We start from the raw sequence: 20,833 nt of genomic DNA, 5'->3' as shown, positions 1-20,833 counted from the left end.
ACCGGCACATGACGCGACGGCCGGAGTGGGCGCCGGGGACAACGCAGCACGCTGCACAAACGCGTTTTTGTACTGGCCCAGGAATCCGCTAGAGTTCAACACGTCGCCGGGACACGCAAGTGAAACGGAACAGACAAGCGGACGTAGCTCAGTTGGTAGAGCACCACCTTGCCAAGGTGGATGTCGCGAGTTCGAGTCTCGTCGTCCGCTCGATAGTGGGGGTTCTTCCCGATACCCTTACTGCACTCCTGGTGGAGTGGCCGAGAGGCGAGGCAACGGCCTGCAAAGCCGTCTACACGGGTTCAAATCCCGTCTCCACCTCCAAGCGCGATTAGCTCAGCGGGAGAGCGCTTCCCTGACACGGAAGAGGTCACTGGTTCAATCCCAGTATCGCGCACGCAGAACCTGCACCACCCGTACCACCTGCTTCACCTGTAGCACCCGGTCCGCATGGATCGTCCCGCGCGATTAGCTCAGCGGGAGAGCGCTTCCCTGACACGGAAGAGGTCACTGGTTCAATCCCAGTATCGCGCACGCAGTAACACGCAGTACCTGTAGGATCACGCAACACCCCCGCGCGATTAGCTCAGCGGGAGAGCGCTTCCCTGACACGGAAGAGGTCACTGGTTCAATCCCAGTATCGCGCACCGCAGTTGAAGCCCCCGGCCGGTTCTCGGTCGGGGGCTTCTTCGTGTGGGCTTCGTGCTCGCTGCGGTCGGCTTTCGGGTCAGCCGGTGAAGAGCTGGGTGGCCTTGCGGATGAGTTCGTACAGGCCGTAGGCGAGGGGCAGCAGGACCCAGAGCCAGACGACTGCGGCGAGTGCCCGGGGGCTACGGCTGCGGGACCGCACGGGCGGGCCCTCCTTCCTTGGCGGGGGTGTCTTCCGGGGCGGACTTGGGCTCGTGGAAGCGGGGGTTCACCGGGCGGACCAGCTCGTTGGCGACGAAGCCCACCAGGAGCAGGCCGATCATGATGTACAGCGAGGTCGTGTAGAGGGTGGGGCCGCTGTGGCCCGCCTGTTCCTGGCTGTCGGCGACCCGGTTGACGATCAGCGGGCCGAGGACTCCGGCGGTGGACCAGGCGGTGAGCAGACGGCCGTGGATCGCGCCCACCTGGTAGGTGCCGAAGAGGTCCTTGAGGTACGCGGGGATGGTCGCGAAGCCGCCTCCGTAGAAGGACAGGATCACCAGGGCGCAGATGATGAAGAGGGGCTTGGAGTCGTTGCCCAGGTGGATGATCGCGAAGTACATGAGGGCGCCGGCGCCGAGGTAGATCCGGTACATGGACTTGCGGCCGATGAGGTCGGAGGTGGAGGCCCAGAGGATGCGGCCGGTCATGTTCGCGAGGGAGAGCAGGGCGACGAAGCCGGCGGCGGCGGAGGCCGAGACGGGGGTCGGGGTGTTCGCGAAGTAGTCCTTGATCATGGGGGCGGCCTTTTCGAGGATGCCGATGCCCGCGGTGACGTTGAGGCACAGGACCACCCACAGGCACCAGAACTGCGGGGTGCGCAGGGCGTTCCTGGCCGAGACGTTCGCGGTGGTGATCAGGGCGCGCGGCTCGGCCGACGGCTGCCGGCCCCCGGGTTTCCAGCCGTCGGGCGGGACGCGGACCAGCAGGACGCCGAGTGACATGAAGACGGCGTACGACAGACCCATCACCAGGAAGGTGGTGGCGATTCCGGCGTCGTCGGCGCCGAAGGACTCCAGCATCCGGGACGACCAGGGCGAGGCGATGAGCGCGCCGCCGCCGAAGCCCATGATGGCGATGCCGGTGGCCATTCCCGGCCTGTCGGGGAACCACTTCATCAGGGTGGAGACCGGGGAGATGTACCCGATGCCCAGGCCGATGCCGCCGACGAACCCGTAGCCGAGGACGATCAGCCAGAACTGGTGGGTGGCGGCGCCGAGTGCGGAGATCAGGAAGCCGGAGGAGAAGCAGACGAGGGAGACGGACATGGCCCAGCGCGGTCCGTTGCGCTCGACCAGGGTGCCGCCGAACGCGGCGGCCAGCCCGAGCATGACGATGCCGAGCTGGAAGGGGAGGGCGCTGGCCGTGCCGGAGAGGCCGAGCGCCGATTCGAGCGGGGGTTTGAAGACGCTCCAGGCGTAGGCCTGGCCGATGGAGAGGTGGACGGCGAGGGCGGCGGGCGGCACCAACCAGCGGCTCCAGCCGGGTGGGGCGACGGTCCGGGACCTGTCTAGGAAGGTCATGGGGCCGAACACTAAGTAGGGGGTGGGGTGTTGGGCCAGACGCCGGGCCGGGGAGGCGGGTGGGGCTCCCCGGCCTGGCGCGGCCGGTGGGGCTCCCCGGGCCGGGGCGTCGGGTGTGCGGGAGGGGGCGGGTGCTCAGGAGGAGAAGAGCATGCGGCCGAAGCCCTTCTGGCGGTGGTGGCCGCCGTAGTGGCCACCGTGGCCTCCGTGTCCCCCGTGGCCGCCGTGGCCGCCGTGCTGCGGGGCGCCCCAGGCGGGGGCCGGGCCGGAGGGGTACGACTGCGGGGGCGGCGGGGACTGCTGGGACCACTGGGCTTCCAGGCGGGTCAGCGACTCCAGTTCGCCGTAGTCCAGGAAGATGCCCCGGCAGTTGGCGCACTGCTCGATCTGGACGCCGTTGCGGTTGTACGTGTGCATGGGGGCGTGGCACTTGGGACATTGCATGGGCGCACTCCTCGGTAGGTCCGGCGGGCCCGGTTGGTCCGTACGACGCCGGAATGCATGCCCGGTGGGCGGTAATTCACCCTATGACGGAGGTCTCCCGTCCTCATCGGGCCGGAGCGACGCGATTCGGGCGCAGGAGTCGACCATCAGTTGCTCGACCTCGTCGAGGGGGCGGCGTTCGGCCGTGGACTTGGCGAGGGCGAGGGCCGCCGTCTGGACCGTCAGGGCGCGGGCGGCGACGTCGAGTTCGGGCCAGGGGTCACCCTCGGGGCGTACGGCGGGGCCGCCGGCGGCGCGGTAGGCGGTGAGGAAGCGCTGCCAGACGTCGGGCGGCAGCAGGCCGGCCGCGTACCAGGCGGCGGGGCGGGCCAGGTCCCAGGTGGGGTCGCCCAGGCCGAGGTCGTCCACGTCGATGAGGTGCCAGGGGCCGTCGGGGGCGGGGTGGCGGACCAGTTGGCCGAGGTGGAGGTCGCCGTGGCAGAGGGTGCGCCGGGGGTCGGGGGCCTCGTTCCTGGCCCGGGCGGGGAGGCCTTCCCAGGCGGCGGTGACCGCGTCGTGCGGGTGGGACGCTCGCATGCGGGCCATGGCGCGGGCGGCTTTGGCGGGGCCCCGCATGGGCGGCAGCGGGGCGGGAAGGGCGGTGGTGTCGGTGCGGTGCAGGCGGGCGAGGAGTACGGCGGTCTCCTCCCAGGGGGCGGCTTCCGGGTCCTCCGGGTCGACCGGGGTGCCGTAGGGCCACGCGGAGAGGGGGCGGCCGTGGGTGTGCGCCGGGTCTGCGGGGAGCGGCAGCGGGGGAAGGAGGATGCCGCTCAGGAGGGGGTGGGCGGCCACGGCGATCCGTACGTCCAGGGCGGTGGGGTCGGCGTCCGGGGCGTGAGCCTTGGCGACGAGGGGGCCGTGGCGGACGACGGTGCCGTCGGGGCGGTCGGCGAGGAGGCGGCGGGTTTCGGGGGCGTGGGGACAGGGGTGGGGGCCGGTGCGGGGGTGCGGGTGGGCGGTGGCGGCGGCCAGGGCGGTGAGTGCCAAGGCGACGGTTTCGGGCATGGGGTCCCCCGGGGTGTGCGGTGGGGTGGAGCGTACGCGGGGTGGAAGGTACGCGGGGTGGTGGGCTCGGACGCCCGACGGGCTGGATGGCGCCGGACGGGGCGGGTGACGCCGCACGGCCGGGGCCGGGCACACGTTTGCCCGGACAGCTCCCCAGCTGTCCGGGCAAACTCAGCCGTCCGCCGCACCCCCGTCCCCACGGGGCTGATGGGTCTGATGTTGTTGTTCGGACCGGGCCGCTCTCCCGGTTCGTGGCGCCGCTCAGCGCCCCAGCAACATACCCACGGACGACGCTTGTGCGACCACTGCTTCCCAGCCTCCGAAGAGGAAGAGGAGCAGGGCAGCCAGGGGGAGGACCATGGCCGTTGCCACCAGGGGGTGGCGCGGGCCGGAGTTGCGTCCGCCGAACACCGCGAAAGCGCGGCGGCGGTGGAGGCGCATCGCGGCGTTGCGGCTGATCGTCCTCGATGCCGTGTCCGCCATGGTCCCTCTCCTGTCGTGTAGGAAGCGGTGGGTGTCGGACCTCGGGGGACGAGTGCTGCACCCACCGCTTGATTTCAAGATTAGGGGCGGGTGAGCACCCGGGCGTCATGCCCTCGTACCGATTGCCTGGCCTCCCGGAGGATGACGCACCGGGTGACGAAGTACTCCCCTGGGTGGAGAGACGGGTGGAGGTCTCGGGGACTTCCCCGAGGGGTCGCCCGGGGGGTGCCCTCAGCGGGGGCCCGGGCCGCGCTCTTTCCTAGTCGGCGGTGGTGCGCTGTTCCGAGGCGTCTTCCCTGGGCACCGGCTGTTCGACCAGGGCAAGGACGCGGGTGGCCATGAAGCGGGCGGTGCGCACGACGCTGCCGCTGCGGGTGACTTCACTCACTTCGACCACCCCCCTGCGGACCGCCGTTTCGACCCTGCGGCCGGCCCTGCTGGCCACCATTTCGTACGTCCGTGTGGTGTCTCCGGCGTCCACCACTATCTCGACTCGATCGCCCTTCATTGATCCAATCCCCCTTCTGCTGCGGCCCGTTGAGAGTGAGCAGGAGTCAGGGAGGCTGGAACACACGTTCCCTGACCGTGCTTCAAGTTTCGCACCCGGCACTGACAACGGATCGATCCGTGAGGGTGTGGCCTATGAGCACACCGCGCCACGGGTACGTAAGCTGTGCCACGTCGAACGGACCGGTCAGCAGTGGGGTGGGGGAGGCCCCACCGGAGGTAGGGGACGGACATGGCGATGATGCGGCTCCGGCGCGAGGACCCGCGTGTCGTCGGCTCGTTCCGGATTCACCGGCGGCTGGGCGCGGGCGGTATGGGTGTCGTCTATCTGGGCTCTGACCGGCGCGGCCAGCGGGTCGCGCTGAAGGTGATCCGGCCTGACCTGGCGGAGGACCAGGAGTTCCGCTCGCGGTTCGCGCGCGAGGTCTCCGCGGCCCGGCGCATCCGGGGCGGTTGTACGGCGCGGCTGGTGGCGGCCGATCTGGACGCGGAGCGGCCGTGGTTCGCGACGCAGTACGTGCCGGGGCCCTCGCTGCACGACCGGGTGGCCGAGGAGGGTTCGCTGATCGCCGCCGAGGTGGCTGCCATCGGGGCCGCGCTCGCGGAGGGTCTGGTCGCCGTCCACGAGGCGGGCGTCGTGCACCGGGACCTCAAGCCGTCGAACATCCTGCTGTCGCCCAAGGGGCCCCGGATCATCGACTTCGGCATCGCGTGGGCGACCGGGGCGAGCACGCTGACCCATGTGGGCACGGCGGTCGGCTCCCCCGGCTTCCTGGCACCCGAGCAGGTGCGCGGGGCGGCCGTGACCCCGGCGACGGACGTGTTCGCGCTGGGGGCGACGCTGGCGTACGCGGCGACCGCCGACTCGCCGTTCGGGCAGGGCAGTTCCGAGGTCATGCTGTACCGGGTGGTGCACGAGGAGCCGTTGCTGGACGGCGTACCGGACGCACTGGCTCCGCTGGTGCGGGCCTGTCTGGCCAAGGACCAGGAGGAACGTCCCAGCACCCTCCAGCTGTCGATGCGGCTGAAGGAGATCGCGGCACGGGAGGCGCAGGGCGGCGGGCCGGAGAAACGGCCCCCGGCGCAGCGGGATCCCGGCGGTGACGCGTACGCCGACCAGCGGACGCAGCGGACCACCCAGCCCCGGCGCAGCACGGAGCCGAGGCCCGAGGGGGCCGGGCAGCAGCCCGACTCCCGGGGGCACTCCGGGCAGCCGCCGCGCGGCTCCCAGCCCCGTAACGGAACACCCTCCACGCCGCGTACCGGAACGTCGTCCGGGGGCCGGAACACCACTCGCTCCGGGGCGCGCAAGGGCACCCGGCCGGGGGCACGCCCGACCTCGGGGGGCAGACTGCGGCCCGCGAACCCGCGGCTGTTGCGGCAGCGGCTCGTGGTGTTCGTGGTGGTGACGCTGCTGGTCGCGCTCGGGATCGCCGCGGCGCAGGGGTGCCAGGGGCCGTCCCGTGGCATCGGGCCCGAGGTGCCGCGCGAGGTCATAGCGGGGCTGTGGGACGGACCGGTGCGGGGGCACTAGCGGGGGCTCTAGCGGGGGCAATGGGGTCACGCGCGCGTGGCCCCGGCCGTACGCGGGTTTCGCGCAGGCGCAGGGCCACGGGGCAGCCGGACGGTGGTGCGTCAGGGGCGGTGGGCCCTCGTCGCGTAGAAGGCGACCGCGGAGGCTGCGGCCACGTTGAGCGAGTCGACGCCGGCCTCCATCGGGATGCGGACGTGTTCGTCCGCGCCGATGAGGGCCTCGGCGGTGAGGCCGTCGCCCTCGGTGCCGAAGATCAGCGCCAGCTTGTCGTCGTCGCGGGCGGCGAGTTCGTCCAGGGTGATCGCCTGGTCGCTCAGGCACAGCGCGGCCGTGGTGAAACCGGCCTCCCGCATCAGGCCGATGTCCTGCGGCCAGGACTCCAGCCGCGTCCACGGCACCTGGAAGACCGCGCCCATGGAGACCTTCACCGCACGGCGGTAGAGCGGGTCCGCGCAGCGGGGGGTGAGGAGGACCGCGTCGACGCCGAGGGCCGCCGCGTTGCGGAAGGCCGCGCCGAGGTTGGCGTGGTCGACGATGTCCTCGAAGACGGCGACGCGGCGCACCGCGCGGTCCTCGGACTCCCCCGTGAGGAGGTCGGCGGGCGCCGGGAGGGGCCTGCGCTGCATCGAGGCGAGGGCGCCCCGGTGCACGTGGTAGCCGGTGACCCGCTCGGCGAGGTCCGGGCTGACGGCGTACACCGGTGCCGGGACCTCGTCGATGACGTCGCGCATGACGTCGACCCACTTGGCGGACAGCAGCATCGACCGCATCTCGTACCCGGCCTGGCGCGCACGGCGGATGACCTTCTCGCCCTCCGCGATGAACAGGCCCTCGGCGGGCTCGCGGCGGCGCCGCAGCTCGACGTCGGTCAGGTTCGTGTAGTCGCTCAGGCGCGGGTCGTCGGGATCGTCGATGGTGAGGAGATCGGCCACAGGGTGATACTGCCTTGTCGTGGGTGCGGTGCCAACGGGGGCGGGCGAGCTCATTACCCCCGGTTACGGTTACTGGGGCGGGGCGGCGAGATCGGTGGTGTTCACGGCAACGACGTCGCCGATGACGATGACCGCGGGCGGCCGTACGTTCTCGGACCTGGCCTTCTCCCCCACGGTCGCCAGGGTCGCGTCGACCCGGCGCTGGGTGGCCATCGTGCCCTCCTGGACTATCGCCACGGGGGTTTCGGGCGAACGGCCGTGCGCGACGAGGGCCTCTGCGATGGGGGCGATCCGCTCGACCGCCATGAGCAGGACGAGGGTGCCCCGGAGCTTGGCGAGCGCCTCCCAGTCGACGAGGGAGCGCGGGTCGTCGGGCGCGACGTGCCCGCTGACCACGGTGAACTCGTGGGCGACGCCCCGGTGGGTGACCGGGATGCCGGCCGCGCCGGGGACGCTGATGGTGCTGGAGATGCCGGGGACGACGGTGCAGGCGATGCCCTCGGCGGCGAGTGCCTGGGCCTCCTCCATGCCCCGGCCGAAGACGAAGGGGTCGCCGCCCTTGAGGCGTACGACGTTCTTGCCCTGCTTCGCGTGGTCGACGAGCGCCTGGTTGATCGCCTCCTGGGCCATGAAGCGGCCGTACGGGATCTTCGCGGCGTCGATCACCTCGACGTGCGGCGGCAGTTCGTCGAGGAGGTCGCGGGGGCCGAGGCGGTCGGCGATGACGACGTCGGCCTCGGCGAGAAGGCGGCGGCCGCGCACCGTGATGAGGTCGGGGTCGCCGGGGCCGCCGCCGACGAGGGAGACGCGGGGGGCGCTGTCGGTCTTGCGGTGGTGGGGGGCGGCCAGGGTGCCGTTGCGCAGGCCCTCGACGACGGCGTCGCGTACGGCGGCGGAGCGGCGGGGGTCGTGGCCGGTGAGGACCGCGACGGTGACGCCGTCGGAGCGACCGGTGGCGGGGGTCCAGGCGGTGGCGGCCTCGGCGTCGTCGGAGCGGACGCACCAGGTGCGGGTGCGTTCGGCTTCGGCGGAGGCGGCGGTGTTGGCGGCGGGGTCGCTGGAGGCGACGAGGGCGTACCAGGTGTCGGCGAGGTCGCCGTCCTGGTAGCGGCGGCGCTCCCAGGTGATCTCGCCCGCTTCGGCCATGGCTTCCACGGAGGGGGTGGCGGAGGGCGAGATCAGGGTGATGTCGGCGCCGGCGGCGATGAGGGCGGGGAGACGGCGCTGGGCGACCTGGCCGCCGCCGATGACGACGGTGCGGCGGGAGGCGAGGCGGAGGCCGACGGGGTAGGCCGGGGTCGCGGGTTCGGGCGTCGGTTGGGCACCTGCGGCGTGCGCGGTCATGGCGTGCGGCTCCTCGGGAGGACGATCGGGAGGTCCCGGACGGGAGGCGACCGCTTCGGCGGTGGAGCGGCGCTGGGGAGGGAGGGTGGGGCGGGGGATCGTGCTGGTGGGGCGGGGTTTTGCGGGGGGGCGGACCTTGGTCCACTAGCTTACGGGTGGGGGTGGGGGGTGGCCGGGGGGTGGGGGCTGTGGGAGGGGGTCGCGCCTGTGGCGGGCGGGTGCCACTCCCTGCTGCGCTTGAAGCATGGGGCGGTGTCGCGCCTGCGGCGGGCCAGTGCCCCTCCCCACCCCTTCCCTAAACCGCTGGCCGCGGGGCCGGGGGTTCGTTACGCGCGGGTCGAGTGTGGTTGCCCGCGCAGTTCCCCGCGCCCCTGAGTACTCAGGGGCGCGGGGAACTGCGCGGCCAGCCACGCACACACCTGCACCTTGACCACCGGCGGTGGCCGGGCCCGCCACCTGCCCACTCACCCCCGCCCGGCCGCACGGGCCGGGGTCTGGGGCAGCGCCCCAGTTTCGGGAAGGGGCGGGGAGGGGAAAGCCCCGCGCAGCGGAGCCCCACCCCCGCCCCTCTACTTCTCGGTGACGCCCGCCGAGTCAAAAGTGGCGACCTCGTGCATGGCCCTGGCCGCGCTCTGCACCACCGGGAGGGCCAGGAGGGCGCCCGTGCCCTCCCCCAGCCTCAGGTCCAGGTCCACCAGCGGGCGCAGGCCCAGCTTGTTCAGTGCCGCGACATGCCCCGGCTCCGCACTGCGGTGTCCCGCGATGCACGCCGCGAGTGCCTCGGGCGCGACCGCTCGGGCGACCAGCGCCGCCGCTCCGGCGCTGACGCCGTCCAGGATCACCGGCGTACGCAACGACGCTCCGCCGAGCAGGAAGCCCACCAGCGCCGCGTGCTCCAGGCCGCCCACCGCCGACAGCACCCCGATCGGGTCCGCCGGGTCCGGCTTGTGCAGGTCCAGCGCGCGGCGGACCACGTCCACCTTCCGGGCGTGCATCTCGTCGTTGATGCCCGTCCCCCGGCCCGTCACCTCCGCCGGGTCCTGCCCCGTGTAGACGCAGATCAGGGCGGCGGAGACAGTGGTGTTGGCAATGCCCATCTCGCCCGTGAGGAGCGCCTTGTTGCCGGCGGCGACCAGGTCGCGGGCCGTCTCGATGCCCACCTCGATCGCTGCCAGCACCTCTTCGCGGGACAGCGCGGGGCCGGTCGTGAAGTCGGCCGTGCCCGCCCGTACCTTGCGCGGCAACAGGCCCGGCGTCGCCGGGAGTTCGCCCGCGACACCCACGTCGATCACGCAGACCTCCGCGCCGACCTGGTTGGCGAACGCGTTGCACACCGCTCCCCCGCCCAGGAAGTTGGCCACCATCTGCGAGGTGACCTCCTGGGGCCAGGCCGTGACGCCCTGCGCGTGCACCCCGTGGTCGCCCGCGAAGATCGCGACGGCCGCGGGCTCCGGGATCGGCGGCGGGCAGGCCCGGGACAGACCGCTGAGCTGCGCGGAGATGATCTCCAGCATGCCGAGCGCGCCGGCCGGCTTGGTCATCCGCTTCTGCCGCTCCCACGCCTCGCCGAGCGCCTTGGCGTCCAGCGGGCGGATGTTGGCGATCGTCTCCTGGAGCAGGTCGTGCGGCTCCTCGCCGGGCAGGGCGCGGCGGCCGTACGTCTCCTCGTGGACCACCCACGACAGGGGGCGGCGCTTCGACCAGCCCGCCTGCATCAGTTCGGGCTCCTCGGGGAACTCGTCCACGTACCCGACGCAGAGGTACGCGACGACTTCGAGGTGCTCGGGCAGGCCCAGTGCACGGACCATCTCGCGCTCGTCGAAGAAGCTGACCCAGCCGACGCCCAGGCCCTCGGCGCGGGCGGCGAGCCAGAGGTTCTCGACGGCGAGCGCCGAGGAGTACGGCGCCATCTGCGGCTGCGTGTGGCGGCCGAGGGTGTGCCGGCCGCCGCGCGTCGGGTCGGCGGTGACGACGATGTTGACCGGGGTGTCGAGGATGGCCTCGATCTTCAGTTCCTTGAACTGCTTGGCCCGGGCCTTGGGCAGCGACTTGGCGTACGCGTCGCGCTGGCGGGCGGCCAGTTCGTGCATCGCGCGGCGGGTCTCGGCCGAGCGGATGACGACGAAGTCCCAGGGCTGTGAGTGGCCGACGCTGGGCGCGGTGTGCGCGGCTTCCAGGACGCGGAGGAGCACCTCGTGCGGGATGGGGTCGCTGCGGAAGCCGTTGCGGATGTCGCGGCGCTCGCGCATGACGCGCAGCACCGCTTCACGCTCGGCGTCGTCGTAGCCGGGGGCAGCGGGGCCCGCCGGGGCCTCGTCCGCGACGGGCTCGGCGGCCGGTTCGGCGGCCGGTTCGGCGATGACCTCGGCGGCGGTGTCCGCTGCCTCCGCATCGGGCGCCGGGGCTTCAGGGGCTTCCGGTACGGGCTCGGTGGTCGCGGCCTCGGGCTGTGCCTGCGTCTCGATGACCTCGGCCGTCTCGATGACCTCGGGCTTACCGGTGTCCTCCGCCTCGGCCACCTGCTCCGGCTGCGCGGGCTGCTGCGCCGTCGGACCGCCGTCGCGCGGCGCGGGCACCGTGGCGGGCTGCTCCGCTTCCTGCGGTACGGCGACGGGCTCGGCGGGCTGCGGCGTCACGACGGCCGAACCCTGCGCGGGCGTAGGCGTGGCAGTGGGCGTGGGCTCCGGGGTCGGTACGGCGGCCGGAGCGGTCTGTTCCGGCAGCGGTGCCGGGGCGGGCGTCGGCTGCACCGGGGTCGGAGCAAGCTGCGAAGCGTCCGGAACCGAGCCCTCCACCTGTACGAACTGGCCCTGCGGCGGCGTCGGGTGGAGCACCTGCGGCGCGGCGGCGGGTTCAGCCGCTTCGGCCGCCGGTGGCGCGAATGCGGGGACGGGGCCGAGAGCGTTCTCGGGGGCGGGAACGGTCACAACGGCACCTTCTTGAACGACTTCCTCGGGCACGGCACCGTCGGACACCAGGTCCGCCGGAGCGCCCTCCTGCACTGCGCCCCCCTCCGGAGCCACTCCCTCCGGAGCAGCGCTCACGGGAGCGTCCCCCTCGGGAGCAGCGGCCACCGGAGCGACCGCCACGGGCGCGGGCACGGCCTCCGCCGGAGCGACTCCCGCCGTCACCACACCCTCCGCCACGGCAACCTCGGGCGCCACGGCCTCGGGAGCCACTCCTTCCGGCGCCACGACTTCCGGTGCCACGGCCTCGGGAGCCACGGCCTCCGGAGCGGCCGACTCCGGCGAGACCGCCTCCGGAGCGGCGGCACCCTCCGGGCTCACGGCCACCGGAGCAACTGCCTCCGGCGCCACGGGCTCAGGAGCCGCGGTTTCCGGAGCCGGAGCTGCGGCCGCAGCCGCAGGTTCCACTACGACAGGAGCCGCAACCTCAGGGGCCGCGCTTTCCGGAGCGGCGGGCTCCGGAACGACCGTTTCTGCTGTGTCGTCCTGGGGCTCCTGGTGCGGCTGTGACTGCGCCGGTACGACGCCGGGAACGGCCTGGCCCTGCGCGGGCACCGCCACCGGCACTTCGGCGGCCTGCGGCTGCGCCGGGGCCTGTTCCTGGGCCTGGGCCTGGGCCTGGGCCTGGGCCTGGGCCTGAGCCTGGGCCTGAGCCTGGGCCTGAGCCTGGGCCTGTTCCTGGGCCTGGGCCTGCGACGGCACCGGCACCGGCACCTGCCCGGACTGTTCCTGTACGTGCACCTGCGCCACCGGCGCCTGCACGGCCTGCATCTGCTGCTCGGACAAGGACGCGGGCGCGGGTCCGGGTGCGGGCGCGCTCACGGGCGCCTGCGCGGCCACCGGCGCAGCCGCGTACACCGGCGCGCCCTGCGGCTGCGGCGTCCACGGCGTCGGGCCCTGCGAGGGGATCTCGCCCAGCTGCGGCCCCGGCAGCATCGCGGAGTCGTCGCGCGGGATGTCGAGGTACTCGGGGCCCGTGGTCGGCGGACCCGCGTTGCGCATCGGCGTCGCCGCCGGAGTCGCGAACACGCCGGGGGCACCGCCGGGCACCGCACCCTGCGCCACACCCGGCATCGAGCCCTGCGCGGCCTGTCCTGGCACCGGGGCCTGAGCCGCCGGTCCCCGGTCGGCCAGCGACCGTACGACACCGCCGGAGGCGTCCGGCACGGGCGGGCCCATGTGCAGCGGCCGACGGGACGGCGGCGGGGTCGGGGCGGCGGAGGCCGCCGGCATCGGAGCGGGCGGGGGCATCCGTACGTCCGACAGGTCGACGGAACCGGAATCCCGGCCACCGGCCTCGTGCGCACCGGACTCACCGAACTGCGGAGCCGGCGCGGGCGCCGGCGGGGTCTGCGCGGGCACCACCTGCGGGTCGCTCCACGCGCCCTGCGAGGCGGGCATCAGCAGGAGGTCGTCGTCCTCCATGCCGGTTTCCGCGGAGTGCCCCGAAGGATCGGAGGTGTCGAGGAAGGTGTAGGCGCCTGGGGCGGGTACGCCCGGCTGCTCCACCATGCCTGCGCCCTCCGGCAGTCCCTCGCCCGGGACCTGGCCGGTGTCAGTCATGCGTACCCCTCGCCCATCTGTAGCGCCAGCGCTTCTTCGGCCCACCCGCCTCTCGCCGGCAGGGCCCCGTCGCCCGGAACGACCGCTCGACACGACCGCGCCCGTCAATGGTTGAACGAGCGGGGGTGCCGCGCGGCACGAAAGGTTCCGCGGACACCAAGCATTGTCGCGGCCCTTCGGGGCCGGGGCAGGGAGATCCGCCACGACCCTCTGTGGGCTGCGCCACGTCGCGCACGTCCCGGGTCCGCCGTACCGCTCGGAATCCCAAAGGGGGCTCCTTTTCAGGACATTGGCGAACGTTCCACCAACCGCCCATCTGCGGTACAACGATCGGCCAGCCTACCTCCCGCCACCGACAACGCTCGCCCTGGGGAGCGATCAGTAGAACATCCGCGCGAAGAGGGGGAGATGGTCCCACCGGATCGGGTACGAGGGTCCCGAATCGCTCCTCGTGCGGGGCGGGATCCGCTAGTGGACGAGGGGATCCGGCAGCGGATCCCCTACGGAAGCCGGTCGGCCGCGCCCCGCCCCTGGGATCCTCCCTGGAACCCGCCGCTCCGGTCGCGCCTGCCCGTCACCAGGAAGACCACCGACCTGGTCCGCTCCGCCCAGTCCCCCGCCGTGTCCAGGTCGACCGTCTGGAAGAGCGCGCACTCGACGGCGTACCCGCCCTCGGCGAGCACCCGGCCGATGGCCTCGGCGTCGTCGCGGGTGCGGGCGTGGGTGACGATCCGTTCGGGCCGCCGGTCCACGCACGCCTCGACGACGGCCGCGCCGCCGCCCCCGATCCGTACGACGTCCGGTTCGGGCAGGTCCTCCAGGACGTGCGGCGCGTGACCGCGCACCACTTGGAGCTGCACCCCGAACCGGCGCGCGGCGGCCGCCGTCCGTACGCACGCGTCCGCGCTCTCGTCGACGGCGATGACCGCGGCACCGAACCGGGCCGCCTCCACGGCGAGCGCCCCGGGACCGGTGCCGATGTCCCACACTAGGTCGCCGGTACGGGGCCCGAGGCGGGCCAGCTGGGCGGCGCGCAGCCCGGGGGCGTCGCCGCCGATCAGGTCCTCGCCGTACTCGCGCGAGGTCAGCGACCAGCCGCGCAGCTCCTGCGGGTAACCGGGTTCGCGGCCGGCCAGCCAGCCGCTGCCCTGGGCCGGGGTCTGCGGCTGGGCGGGGGCGGGGGCCTGGGCGCCGCCGATGGCGATGACGACGTTGGGGTCGCGCCAGGTGTGGTCGGCGACCTTGTCGGAGGTGAGGACGGTGATGCTCTCGCGCTCGGTGCCCAGTTCCTCGCAGATGACGAAGGTGCGGTGCACCCCGTCGAGGAGCAGGGCGAGTTCGGCGGGGCCCGCGCCCGGGGAGGTGAGGACGGCGACCTTGGTGTGCGCCCGGATCACGTTGACCGCGCGGCGCAGCGTACGGCGGTGGGCGGCGACCACCTGGGCGTCGTCCCAGGGCATCCCGGCCCGTGCGAAGGCGGTGGCGACGGCCGACACGGCGGGTACGACCTCGACCTCCAGGCCGTACGCCGGTGCGCGCAGGGTCCGTACGACGCCGAAGAACCCGGGGTCCCCGTCGGCCATGACGACGGCGGTGCCGCGGTGTCCGGCGATCCGGCGGGCGGCGAGGTCCACGCTGCCCAGGCGGATGCGTTCGGCGCCGGGCGGCACTTCGGCCAGGTCCAGGTGGTGGGCGGCTCCGGCGACCAGGGTCGCGGCGGAGAGGGCGGACCTGGCTGCCGCGGTGAGGGGTGAGCCGTCCCAGCCGATCACCGTGACGCGGTCGGCCATCTTCGTGTGTCTCCTGAAAAAGGTGGAACGGGCTGGTGGGCAGGGTGAGCGTACCTGGTCCAGACCACTGGGAACGGCGGCCCGAGGTCCTGAAGCCCCGAGCGTCCCGAGGTCCGGCTCAGTTCCAGTCGGTGTACGTGGAGGCGTAGCCGCCCGCGTCCGCCATCTGGTCCGCGACGCCTTCGAGGTCCTCCGGGAGCAGGCTCCAGACGATGAGGTCGGTACGGATCTCCGTCCAGCCCCCGTCGGTGCCGTTCTCGGTGCGCGTACGCGCTATCCAGGCGTTGCGCAGCACCCCTTCGCTGATGCAGCCCATCTTCTGCGCGACCTGCTGGGCAGCGGTGTTGTCGGCCGGGGTGCGCAGTTCGATGCGCTCGAAGCGCTGGTCGCGGAAGAGCCACTGGGCGACGGCGAGCACGGCCTCGGTGGCGTATCCCTCGCCGCGGGCCCACGGGGCGGTGACGTAGCTGATCTCCGAGGCCTGGATGCGCCAGTCGGTACGGGAGAGACGCACGAGGCCGACGAGGCGCTGGGTGAGGAACTCGGTGACGGCGAAGACGATGCCCCGGCCCTGGGTGCGCTCGGTGGGGGCGATGCGGCGCACCCACCGCTCGGCGTCGCGCGCGGTGTAGGGGTGGGGGGAGTCCGTCCAGGCGGTGACGGACTCGTCGTTCATCATCTCGATGTGCGCGGGGACGTCCGCCTCCTCGTAGGGGCGCAGCACCAGCCGGTCCGTGCTGATGGAGACGTCCGGGAAGGTGGTAGTCATGCGCAGCTCCATACCGAAATACCGAAGGAATACCGAAGTGCCGAATGACCGGAGGCCGTCGGCCAGGTCCGTCGTGCGGGGCGTGAACGCCGTGAATGCCGTGAACGCACAGCATGCAGCATGGTGCGCCCGCCACGCATGACCGGGTCCGCGCTGCGGGTGACGTCGGCAGGACGGGCCGAAGCCCCGTACTCCGTGCGGGAGTACGGGGCTTCGACGTCAAGTATCGTACGAAATCGGCCACTTGGGCCGCGCGTGTCGCGCGGCGCCGGACCGGCGGCCGACCGGGGAGTTACTTGACCGGGCCGAAGGACGGGACGACGGCGCCGTTGTACTTGCCCTCGATGAACTTCTTGACCTCGTCGGACTGGAGCAGCTTGACGAGCTTCTCCACGCGGGGGTCCTTCTCGTTGCCCTTCTTGACGGCGAGGAAGTTGGCGTAGGGGTTGCCGTCGGCCTTCTCCAGCACCAGGGAGTCCTTGGCCGGGTTGAGCTTGGCCTGGATGGCGAAGTTGCCGTTGATGACGGCGGCGTCGACGCTGTCCAGGGCGCGGGGCACGGTCGGCGCCTCGATCTCCTTGAACTCAAGGCCCTTCTTGTCCTTGATGTCGGAGAGCTTGGCGTCGGTGCCCACGCCGTCCTTGAGGGTGATCACGTTGTTCTCCGCGAGGAGGTGCAGCGCGCGGCCCTCGTTGGTGGTGTCGTTGGGGACGGCGATGGTCTGGCCGGCCTTCAGGTCCTTGAGGTCCTTGACCTTCTTGGAGTAGAGGGCGAGCGGCTCCAGCTCGACGTTGGCGACCGGGACGATGTCGGTCTTCTGCTTCTTGTTGAAGTCGTCGAGGTAGGGCTTGTGCTGGAAGAAGTTGGCGTCGACCTCGCCGGACTGGGTGGCGGTGTTCGGCAGGACGTAGTCCGAGAACTCCTTCACCTCCAGCTTGAGTCCGGCCTTGTCCGCCAGCTCCTTCTTCACGTAGTTGAGGATGTCGCCGTGCGGCGTCGGGGACGCGGCGACGACCAGTGCCTTGGACTCGTCGACCTTGCCGCCGGTCTCCGCCTTGGTGGACGGGTCGGAGGCGGTGCCGCAGGCGGTGGCGCCCAGGGCGAGGGCGGTGACGGTCGCGGCGGCCAGGGAGATCTTGATGTTCTTACGCACGAAAAGTGCCTCTTTCTTGATCTTGCGGGTGGTACGCCCGGACAAGGAGTGCGGGCTCGGGGGAGAAAAGTTCAGGAGGTACGGGGGCGGTGTCCGCGGTGATCAGGAGGTACGGCCCCGGCGGGCGAGCAGGCGCACCGCGCCGTCGCCGATCAGCTGGGCGAGCGAGACCAGGACCACCAGCACGACCACCGTGATGATCATGAACTGGGTCTCGAAGCGCTGGTATCCGTACGTCACGGCCACGCTGCCGAGTCCGCCGCCGCCGACCGCGCCGGCCATCGCGGAGTACCCGATGAGCACGATGAACGTGGTGGTGACGGAGGAGATCAGCGAGGGCAGCGCCTGCGGCAGCAGCACCTTGAAGACGACGGTCGGCACCCCGCCGCCCATCGCCTGGGCGGCCTCGACCAGTCCGTGGTCGACCTCGCGGACGGCCGTCTCGACGAGCCGCGCGAAGAAGGGGATGGCGCCGATCGCGAGCGGCACCACCATCGCGCTGGGGCCGATGAACGTGTTCATGATGAGCGTCGTGAAGGGGATCAGCGCGATCAGCAGCACGATGAACGGCAGCGACCTGCCGATGTTCACGATGACGCCGACGACCTTGTTGACGACCGTGTTCTGCAGCAGGCCGCCCTTGTCCGTGAGGACGAGGAACACACCGAGCGGCAGGCCGACGGCCACCGAGACGACGGTGGACCACAGCACCATGTAGAGCGTGTCGATGATGCCCTGCGACAGCAGTGGCTGCATCTCTGACCAGGTCACTTCACGTTCTCCTTGACCAGCGCGGTCTCGTTGACCAGGGCGGGGACCTGTACGGGCAGCGCGGCCGGCTCGACGTCGTCCTCGTCGTCGACGACGTCGACCTGCAGGCCCTGCTCGCGCAGGAAGCCGACGGGCACGACGTTCTCCTCGTAGTGACCGGGCAGCTCGATGCGCATCCGGCCGATCTGCTTGCCGCCGACGGTGTCCATCGCGGCGCCCAGGATCGAGATGTCGATGTTGTACGTGCGTGAGAGCTGCGAGATGACGGGCTGGGTGGCGGCCTCGCCGTGGAAGGTCACGTCGATGACGGTGCGGCCGGGGCCTGTCGCCTGGCCGGTGACCGGGAACAGCTCCGCCGCCAGCTCGGAACCCGGGGTGGCGAGCAGTTCGTTCACCGTGCCGGACTCGACGATCCGTCCGCGCTTCATCAGCGCCGCCGAGTCGCAGACGGTCTTGACGACGTCCATCTCGTGGGTGATGAGCAGGACTGTCAGGCCGAGCTGCTGGTTGAGGTCGCGCAGCAGCTGGAGGATGGAGCGGGTGGTCTCGGGGTCGAGCGCGCTGGTCGCCTCGTCGGAGAGCAGCACCTTGGGGTCGCCGGCGAGTGCGCGGGCGATGCCGACGCGCTGCTTCTGACCGCCGGAGAGCTGTCCGGGGTACGACTTGCCCTTGTCGGCGAGGCCGACCAGGTCCAGCAGCTCCAGCGCCTTGCGGGTGCGCTCCTTGCCGGAGATGCCGAGGATCTCCAGCGGCAGTTCCACGTTGCCCTGCACGGTGCGCGAGGACAGCAGGTTGAAGTGCTGGAAGACCATGCCGATGCGGCTGCGGGCCTCGCGCAGTTCCTTGCCGGCGCGGGTGGAGCGTCCGGCGAGGGCGGTGAGGTCGACGCCGTCGACGGTCACGGTGCCGGAGGTGGGGCGCTCCAGCAGGTTGACGCAGCGGATGAGCGAGGACTTGCCGGCGCCGCTCTGGCCGATGACGCCGTACACCTCGCCCTCACGGACGTGCAGGTCGACGCCGTCGAGGGCGGTGACCTCACGGCCGCGTGACTGGTAGACCTTGGTCAGGCCAGTAGTGGTGATCACAGGGTTTCCATCACTGTTGTCGAGTGCGCGGCGGCGTGGTGGTGATGTCCGCCGGCACGGGGCAGGAAGTCCGGGGTGGGCACGGCACTGCTCGGCTCGGGGGGTTCCGGTTCTACGGAGCCGAGGGCGCGGGGGCGGGCGCGGAACGTACGGGAACGGCGTGGAGGCTTCCTTCGTACGTACGCGGCCGGACCGGTCCTCGCTTCGGGGCGCGAGGTGCTGGCAGGGGCCCTCAGAAGTCGCACATTCGACACATACAACGAGCACCGGGCGTCATCATCGCCTCGGTCGCAAGGGTGCGGCTGCTCGTCGTGGTCATGGGAACGAGTAAACCAGACACCCGTCCGAGCCGATCCAGGGTGTCCGAATAGCGGACGACAATTGTCCGTACAACGGACGGGGTCTGTACCGGATCCCAGCACTGACGGGACTTCCGGCGGTCCGGCTGTGGCGAACACCACGCCCGCGGGACGTGGACGGGGGCCGCGGGCGGATGCGGGGAACTGCCCGATACGCTCCTTCTCATGCTTGACGCCCTGACGGCTCTGATCTCCGTGGCCGCGCTCGCCCTCGCCGCCTGGTGCGGTTACGCCGCCTTCCGCGACCAGCCCACCAAGGACTGGCACTTCATCGGCATGGCCGTGGTGACGGTCCTCGCGCTCGCCCAGCTGGTCGTGGGCATCGTGCAGCTGGCACGGGGCGAGAAGCCCGCCGAGGGCAACGTGATCTTCGTGTCGTACCTGATCGGCTCGTTCGCCGCGGTCCCCGCGGCCGGCTTCATGAGCCTCGCGGAGCGGACCAAGTGGGGCTCGATCACGGTGGCGGCCGGGGCCGTGGTGCTCGCCGTCCTGGAGGTCCGCCTCCACGACATCTGGGGCGGCTGACATGCCGGACACGACGGCGTCCGCGGGCGCGGGCGCGGGCAAGAAGCGACTGGTCAAGGGGCCTGGGCTGCTGCTGGTGTGGCTGTACGGGGTGATGTCGGTCGGCGCGGTGTCGCGCTCGGCGTACCAGATCGCGACGGAGTTCGACCGCGCGCCGCTGGCGTACTCGCTGTCGGCGGTGGCGGCGGTGGTCTATGCCTTCATCACGTACACGCTGGTACGGGGCGGGGAGACGGCGCGGCGGGTGGCGTTGGTGTGCTGTGCGGTGGAGCTGGTGGGGGTGCTGGTGGTGGGCACCTGGACGCTGGTGGATCCGGGGGCGTTCCCGGATGCGACGGTGTGGTCGAAGTACGGGGCGGGGTACTTGTTGATCCCGGTGATCCTGCCGGTGACGGGGTTGCTGTGGCTGCGGGGCCGAAGGTAGGCCCGGGACCGGGCCTCCCTGCCCTGGATGTACGGCGGGCAAGTTGCCCCTCCCCACCCCTTCCCTAAACCGCTCCGCGGGGCCGGGGGTTCGCATGCGCGGGTCGAGTGTGGTTGCTCGCGCAGTTCCCCGCGCCCCTGAGTACTCAGGGGCGCGGGGAACTGCGCGGCCAGCCAAGAACTCACCTGCAACATGACCACCGGCCGTGGCCGGGCCCGCCACCTGCCCAACCACCCACATGCCCGCACCCAGCCGGGGCCCGGGGGCGCAGCCCCGGCAGCCCACCCACCCCCGCCCGGCCGCACGGGCCGGGGTCTGGGGCAGCGCCCCAGTTTCGGGAAGGGGCGGGGAGGGGAGAAGCCCCGCGCAGCGGAGCCTCCATGCGGCTCCCGCCCAGGGTCAGGCGCTGGTTGTGTACGCCTGGGGGGATTCCTTTTCCAGCGTGATCAGGGTGAGCCGCGTCGTGGCGGCCGTCGACGTGGTCTGCGCGTAGCCGCGGCTTCGGTAGAGGCGGAGGTTGGCCTCGCTCCGGTGGCCCGTCGTGAGGCGGAAGCGTTTGGCGGGGGTGGCCGCCGCCACATGTGCCTCGATGGCCGCCAGCAGCCGCCCGCCCAGCCCGTGCCTGCGCATCCTCGGATGCACGATCAGTTTGGCTATCAGCGCCGTGCCGTCCGCGGAGACGGTCGCCCGTACCGACGCGACGATCTCGTCGCCGAGCCGGGCTACCAGCCCGTACCCCTCCCCCAGTTCGGACTGGAGCGCCGCCAGCGTCTGGGTCAGCGGCTCGATGCCGTAGTCGTCGTAGAGTTCCGCCTCGCTCTGGTAGCAGAGGTACTGGAGTTTGAGGATCTGCTCGGCATCCCGCTCGTCCGCCGCAGAGATGATCACGCTCGTGCCCATGTGTGTGCCTCCTGCTCGCCCGCTGCACCG

The 20,833-nt window shown here is 72.1% G+C and carries 18 protein-coding genes and 5 tRNA genes; 8 read left to right on the top strand and 15 right to left on the bottom strand.

The genetic code is table 11. The annotated features are described in order from the left end of the window. The first annotated feature begins 137 nt into the window (after positions 1–137). The 5 genes from ACZ5PB_RS38135 to ACZ5PB_RS38115 all read left to right on the top strand — a co-directional run bounded on the left by ACZ5PB_RS38135 (position 138) and on the right by ACZ5PB_RS38115 (position 647). A tRNA-Gly gene (locus tag ACZ5PB_RS38135) sits at positions 138–210 on the top strand. Between the two features lie 40 nt (positions 211–250). Beyond that, a tRNA-Cys gene (locus ACZ5PB_RS38130) sits at positions 251–324 on the top strand. Position 325: 1 nt separating this feature from the next. Beyond that, positions 326–397 (top strand) — tRNA-Val (locus ACZ5PB_RS38125). A 65-nt stretch (positions 398–462) separates the two neighbouring features. After that, positions 463–534 (top strand) — tRNA-Val (locus ACZ5PB_RS38120). Between the two features lie 41 nt (positions 535–575). Continuing rightward, positions 576–647 (top strand) — tRNA-Val (locus ACZ5PB_RS38115). Between the two features lie 80 nt (positions 648–727). Here the strand turns inward: ACZ5PB_RS38115 and ACZ5PB_RS38110 are convergent. The 6 genes from ACZ5PB_RS38110 to ACZ5PB_RS38085 form a co-directional block, all read right to left on the bottom strand. Continuing rightward, entirely contained in the window at positions 728–850 is a 123-nt protein-coding gene (locus tag ACZ5PB_RS38110) for an MFS transporter small subunit (RefSeq protein WP_468697733.1), read from the bottom strand. Then, positions 831–2,210, bottom strand: a complete 1,380-nt coding sequence (locus tag ACZ5PB_RS38105; RefSeq protein ID WP_468697732.1) for an L-lactate MFS transporter — start codon at positions 2,208–2,210, stop codon at positions 831–833. Before ACZ5PB_RS38105 ends, ACZ5PB_RS38110 begins: the two co-directional genes overlap by 20 nt. 135 nt (positions 2,211–2,345) lie before the next feature. Next, the gene (locus ACZ5PB_RS38100; protein WP_468697730.1) at positions 2,346–2,654 is read right to left on the bottom strand and encodes a TFIIB-type zinc ribbon-containing protein; all 309 of its coding nucleotides are present in this window, start codon (positions 2,652–2,654) and stop codon (positions 2,346–2,348) included. 81 nt (positions 2,655–2,735) lie between these two features. Beyond that, on the bottom strand, positions 2,736–3,698 hold the full coding sequence (locus tag ACZ5PB_RS38095) for a phosphotransferase (RefSeq protein WP_468697728.1): 963 nt from the start codon (positions 3,696–3,698) through the stop codon (positions 2,736–2,738). A 261-nt stretch (positions 3,699–3,959) separates the two neighbouring features. Beyond that, on the bottom strand, positions 3,960–4,181 hold the full coding sequence (locus ACZ5PB_RS38090) for a hypothetical protein (protein ID WP_468697726.1): 222 nt from the start codon (positions 4,179–4,181) through the stop codon (positions 3,960–3,962). 259 nt (positions 4,182–4,440) lie between these two features. Next, complete coding sequence (locus ACZ5PB_RS38085; protein WP_468697724.1) at positions 4,441–4,689, bottom strand: hypothetical protein; 249 nt, start codon at positions 4,687–4,689, stop codon at positions 4,441–4,443. A gap of 231 nt (positions 4,690–4,920) precedes the next feature. Between ACZ5PB_RS38085 and ACZ5PB_RS38080 the strand changes: the two genes are divergently transcribed. Further along, positions 4,921–6,222 carry a serine/threonine-protein kinase gene (locus ACZ5PB_RS38080; RefSeq protein WP_468697723.1) on the top strand — a complete coding sequence of 434 codons (1,302 nt, stop codon included), beginning with the start codon at positions 4,921–4,923 and terminating at the stop codon, positions 6,220–6,222. 101 nt (positions 6,223–6,323) lie between these two features. On the opposite strand, the gene ACZ5PB_RS38075 is transcribed toward ACZ5PB_RS38080, so the two are convergent. From ACZ5PB_RS38075 to ACZ5PB_RS38040, 8 genes are all read right to left on the bottom strand, one after another. Further along, positions 6,324–7,154, bottom strand: coding sequence for a TrmH family RNA methyltransferase (locus ACZ5PB_RS38075; protein WP_468697721.1), 831 nt, complete (start codon positions 7,152–7,154; stop codon positions 6,324–6,326). A 69-nt stretch (positions 7,155–7,223) separates the two neighbouring features. After that, a complete protein-coding gene (gene cobA / locus ACZ5PB_RS38070) occupies positions 7,224–8,498 on the bottom strand; it encodes a uroporphyrinogen-III C-methyltransferase (RefSeq protein WP_468697719.1) in 1,275 nt (424 codons plus the stop codon). Positions 8,499–9,067: 569 nt separating this feature from the next. Next, a complete protein-coding gene (gene cobT / locus ACZ5PB_RS38065; protein ID WP_468697717.1) occupies positions 9,068–13,027 on the bottom strand; it encodes a nicotinate-nucleotide--dimethylbenzimidazole phosphoribosyltransferase in 3,960 nt (1,319 codons plus the stop codon). A gap of 500 nt (positions 13,028–13,527) precedes the next feature. Continuing rightward, the gene (cbiE, locus tag ACZ5PB_RS38060; RefSeq protein ID WP_468697716.1) at positions 13,528–14,817 is read right to left on the bottom strand and encodes a precorrin-6y C5,15-methyltransferase (decarboxylating) subunit CbiE; all 1,290 of its coding nucleotides are present in this window, start codon (positions 14,815–14,817) and stop codon (positions 13,528–13,530) included. A 118-nt stretch (positions 14,818–14,935) separates the two neighbouring features. Beyond that, positions 14,936–15,586, bottom strand: a complete 651-nt coding sequence (locus tag ACZ5PB_RS38055; protein WP_468697714.1) for a GNAT family N-acetyltransferase — start codon at positions 15,584–15,586, stop codon at positions 14,936–14,938. 292 nt (positions 15,587–15,878) lie between these two features. Beyond that, on the bottom strand, positions 15,879–16,739 hold the full coding sequence (locus tag ACZ5PB_RS38050) for a MetQ/NlpA family ABC transporter substrate-binding protein (protein ID WP_468697711.1): 861 nt from the start codon (positions 16,737–16,739) through the stop codon (positions 15,879–15,881). A 102-nt stretch (positions 16,740–16,841) separates the two neighbouring features. Next, positions 16,842–17,510: a methionine ABC transporter permease gene (locus ACZ5PB_RS38045; RefSeq protein ID WP_468697710.1), complete on the bottom strand. Its 669-nt coding sequence runs from the start codon at positions 17,508–17,510 to the stop codon at positions 16,842–16,844. Next, positions 17,507–18,595 carry a methionine ABC transporter ATP-binding protein gene (locus ACZ5PB_RS38040; RefSeq protein ID WP_468697707.1) on the bottom strand — a complete coding sequence of 363 codons (1,089 nt, stop codon included), beginning with the start codon at positions 18,593–18,595 and terminating at the stop codon, positions 17,507–17,509. The genes ACZ5PB_RS38045 and ACZ5PB_RS38040 overlap by 4 nt, the downstream gene beginning before the upstream one ends. A 524-nt stretch (positions 18,596–19,119) precedes the next feature. Here ACZ5PB_RS38040 and ACZ5PB_RS38035 point away from each other — a divergent pair. Both ACZ5PB_RS38035 and ACZ5PB_RS38030 read left to right on the top strand, forming a co-directional pair. Then, positions 19,120–19,479, top strand: coding sequence for a hypothetical protein (locus ACZ5PB_RS38035; RefSeq protein WP_468697705.1), 360 nt, complete (start codon positions 19,120–19,122; stop codon positions 19,477–19,479). A 1-nt stretch (position 19,480) separates the two neighbouring features. Continuing rightward, a complete protein-coding gene (locus tag ACZ5PB_RS38030; RefSeq protein WP_468697704.1) occupies positions 19,481–19,903 on the top strand; it encodes a hypothetical protein in 423 nt (140 codons plus the stop codon). Positions 19,904–20,302: 399 nt separating this feature from the next. Here ACZ5PB_RS38030 and ACZ5PB_RS38025 read toward each other — a convergent pair whose 3' ends face one another. Further along, on the bottom strand, positions 20,303–20,803 hold the full coding sequence (locus tag ACZ5PB_RS38025) for a GNAT family N-acetyltransferase (RefSeq protein ID WP_468697703.1): 501 nt from the start codon (positions 20,801–20,803) through the stop codon (positions 20,303–20,305). Positions 20,804–20,833 lie beyond the last annotated feature (30 nt).

This window comes from Streptomyces sp. NPDC032721 (assembly GCF_055579625.1).
Note: the sequence above shows the minus strand (reverse complement) of the source record. Positions and strands in the feature narration are given on the sequence as shown.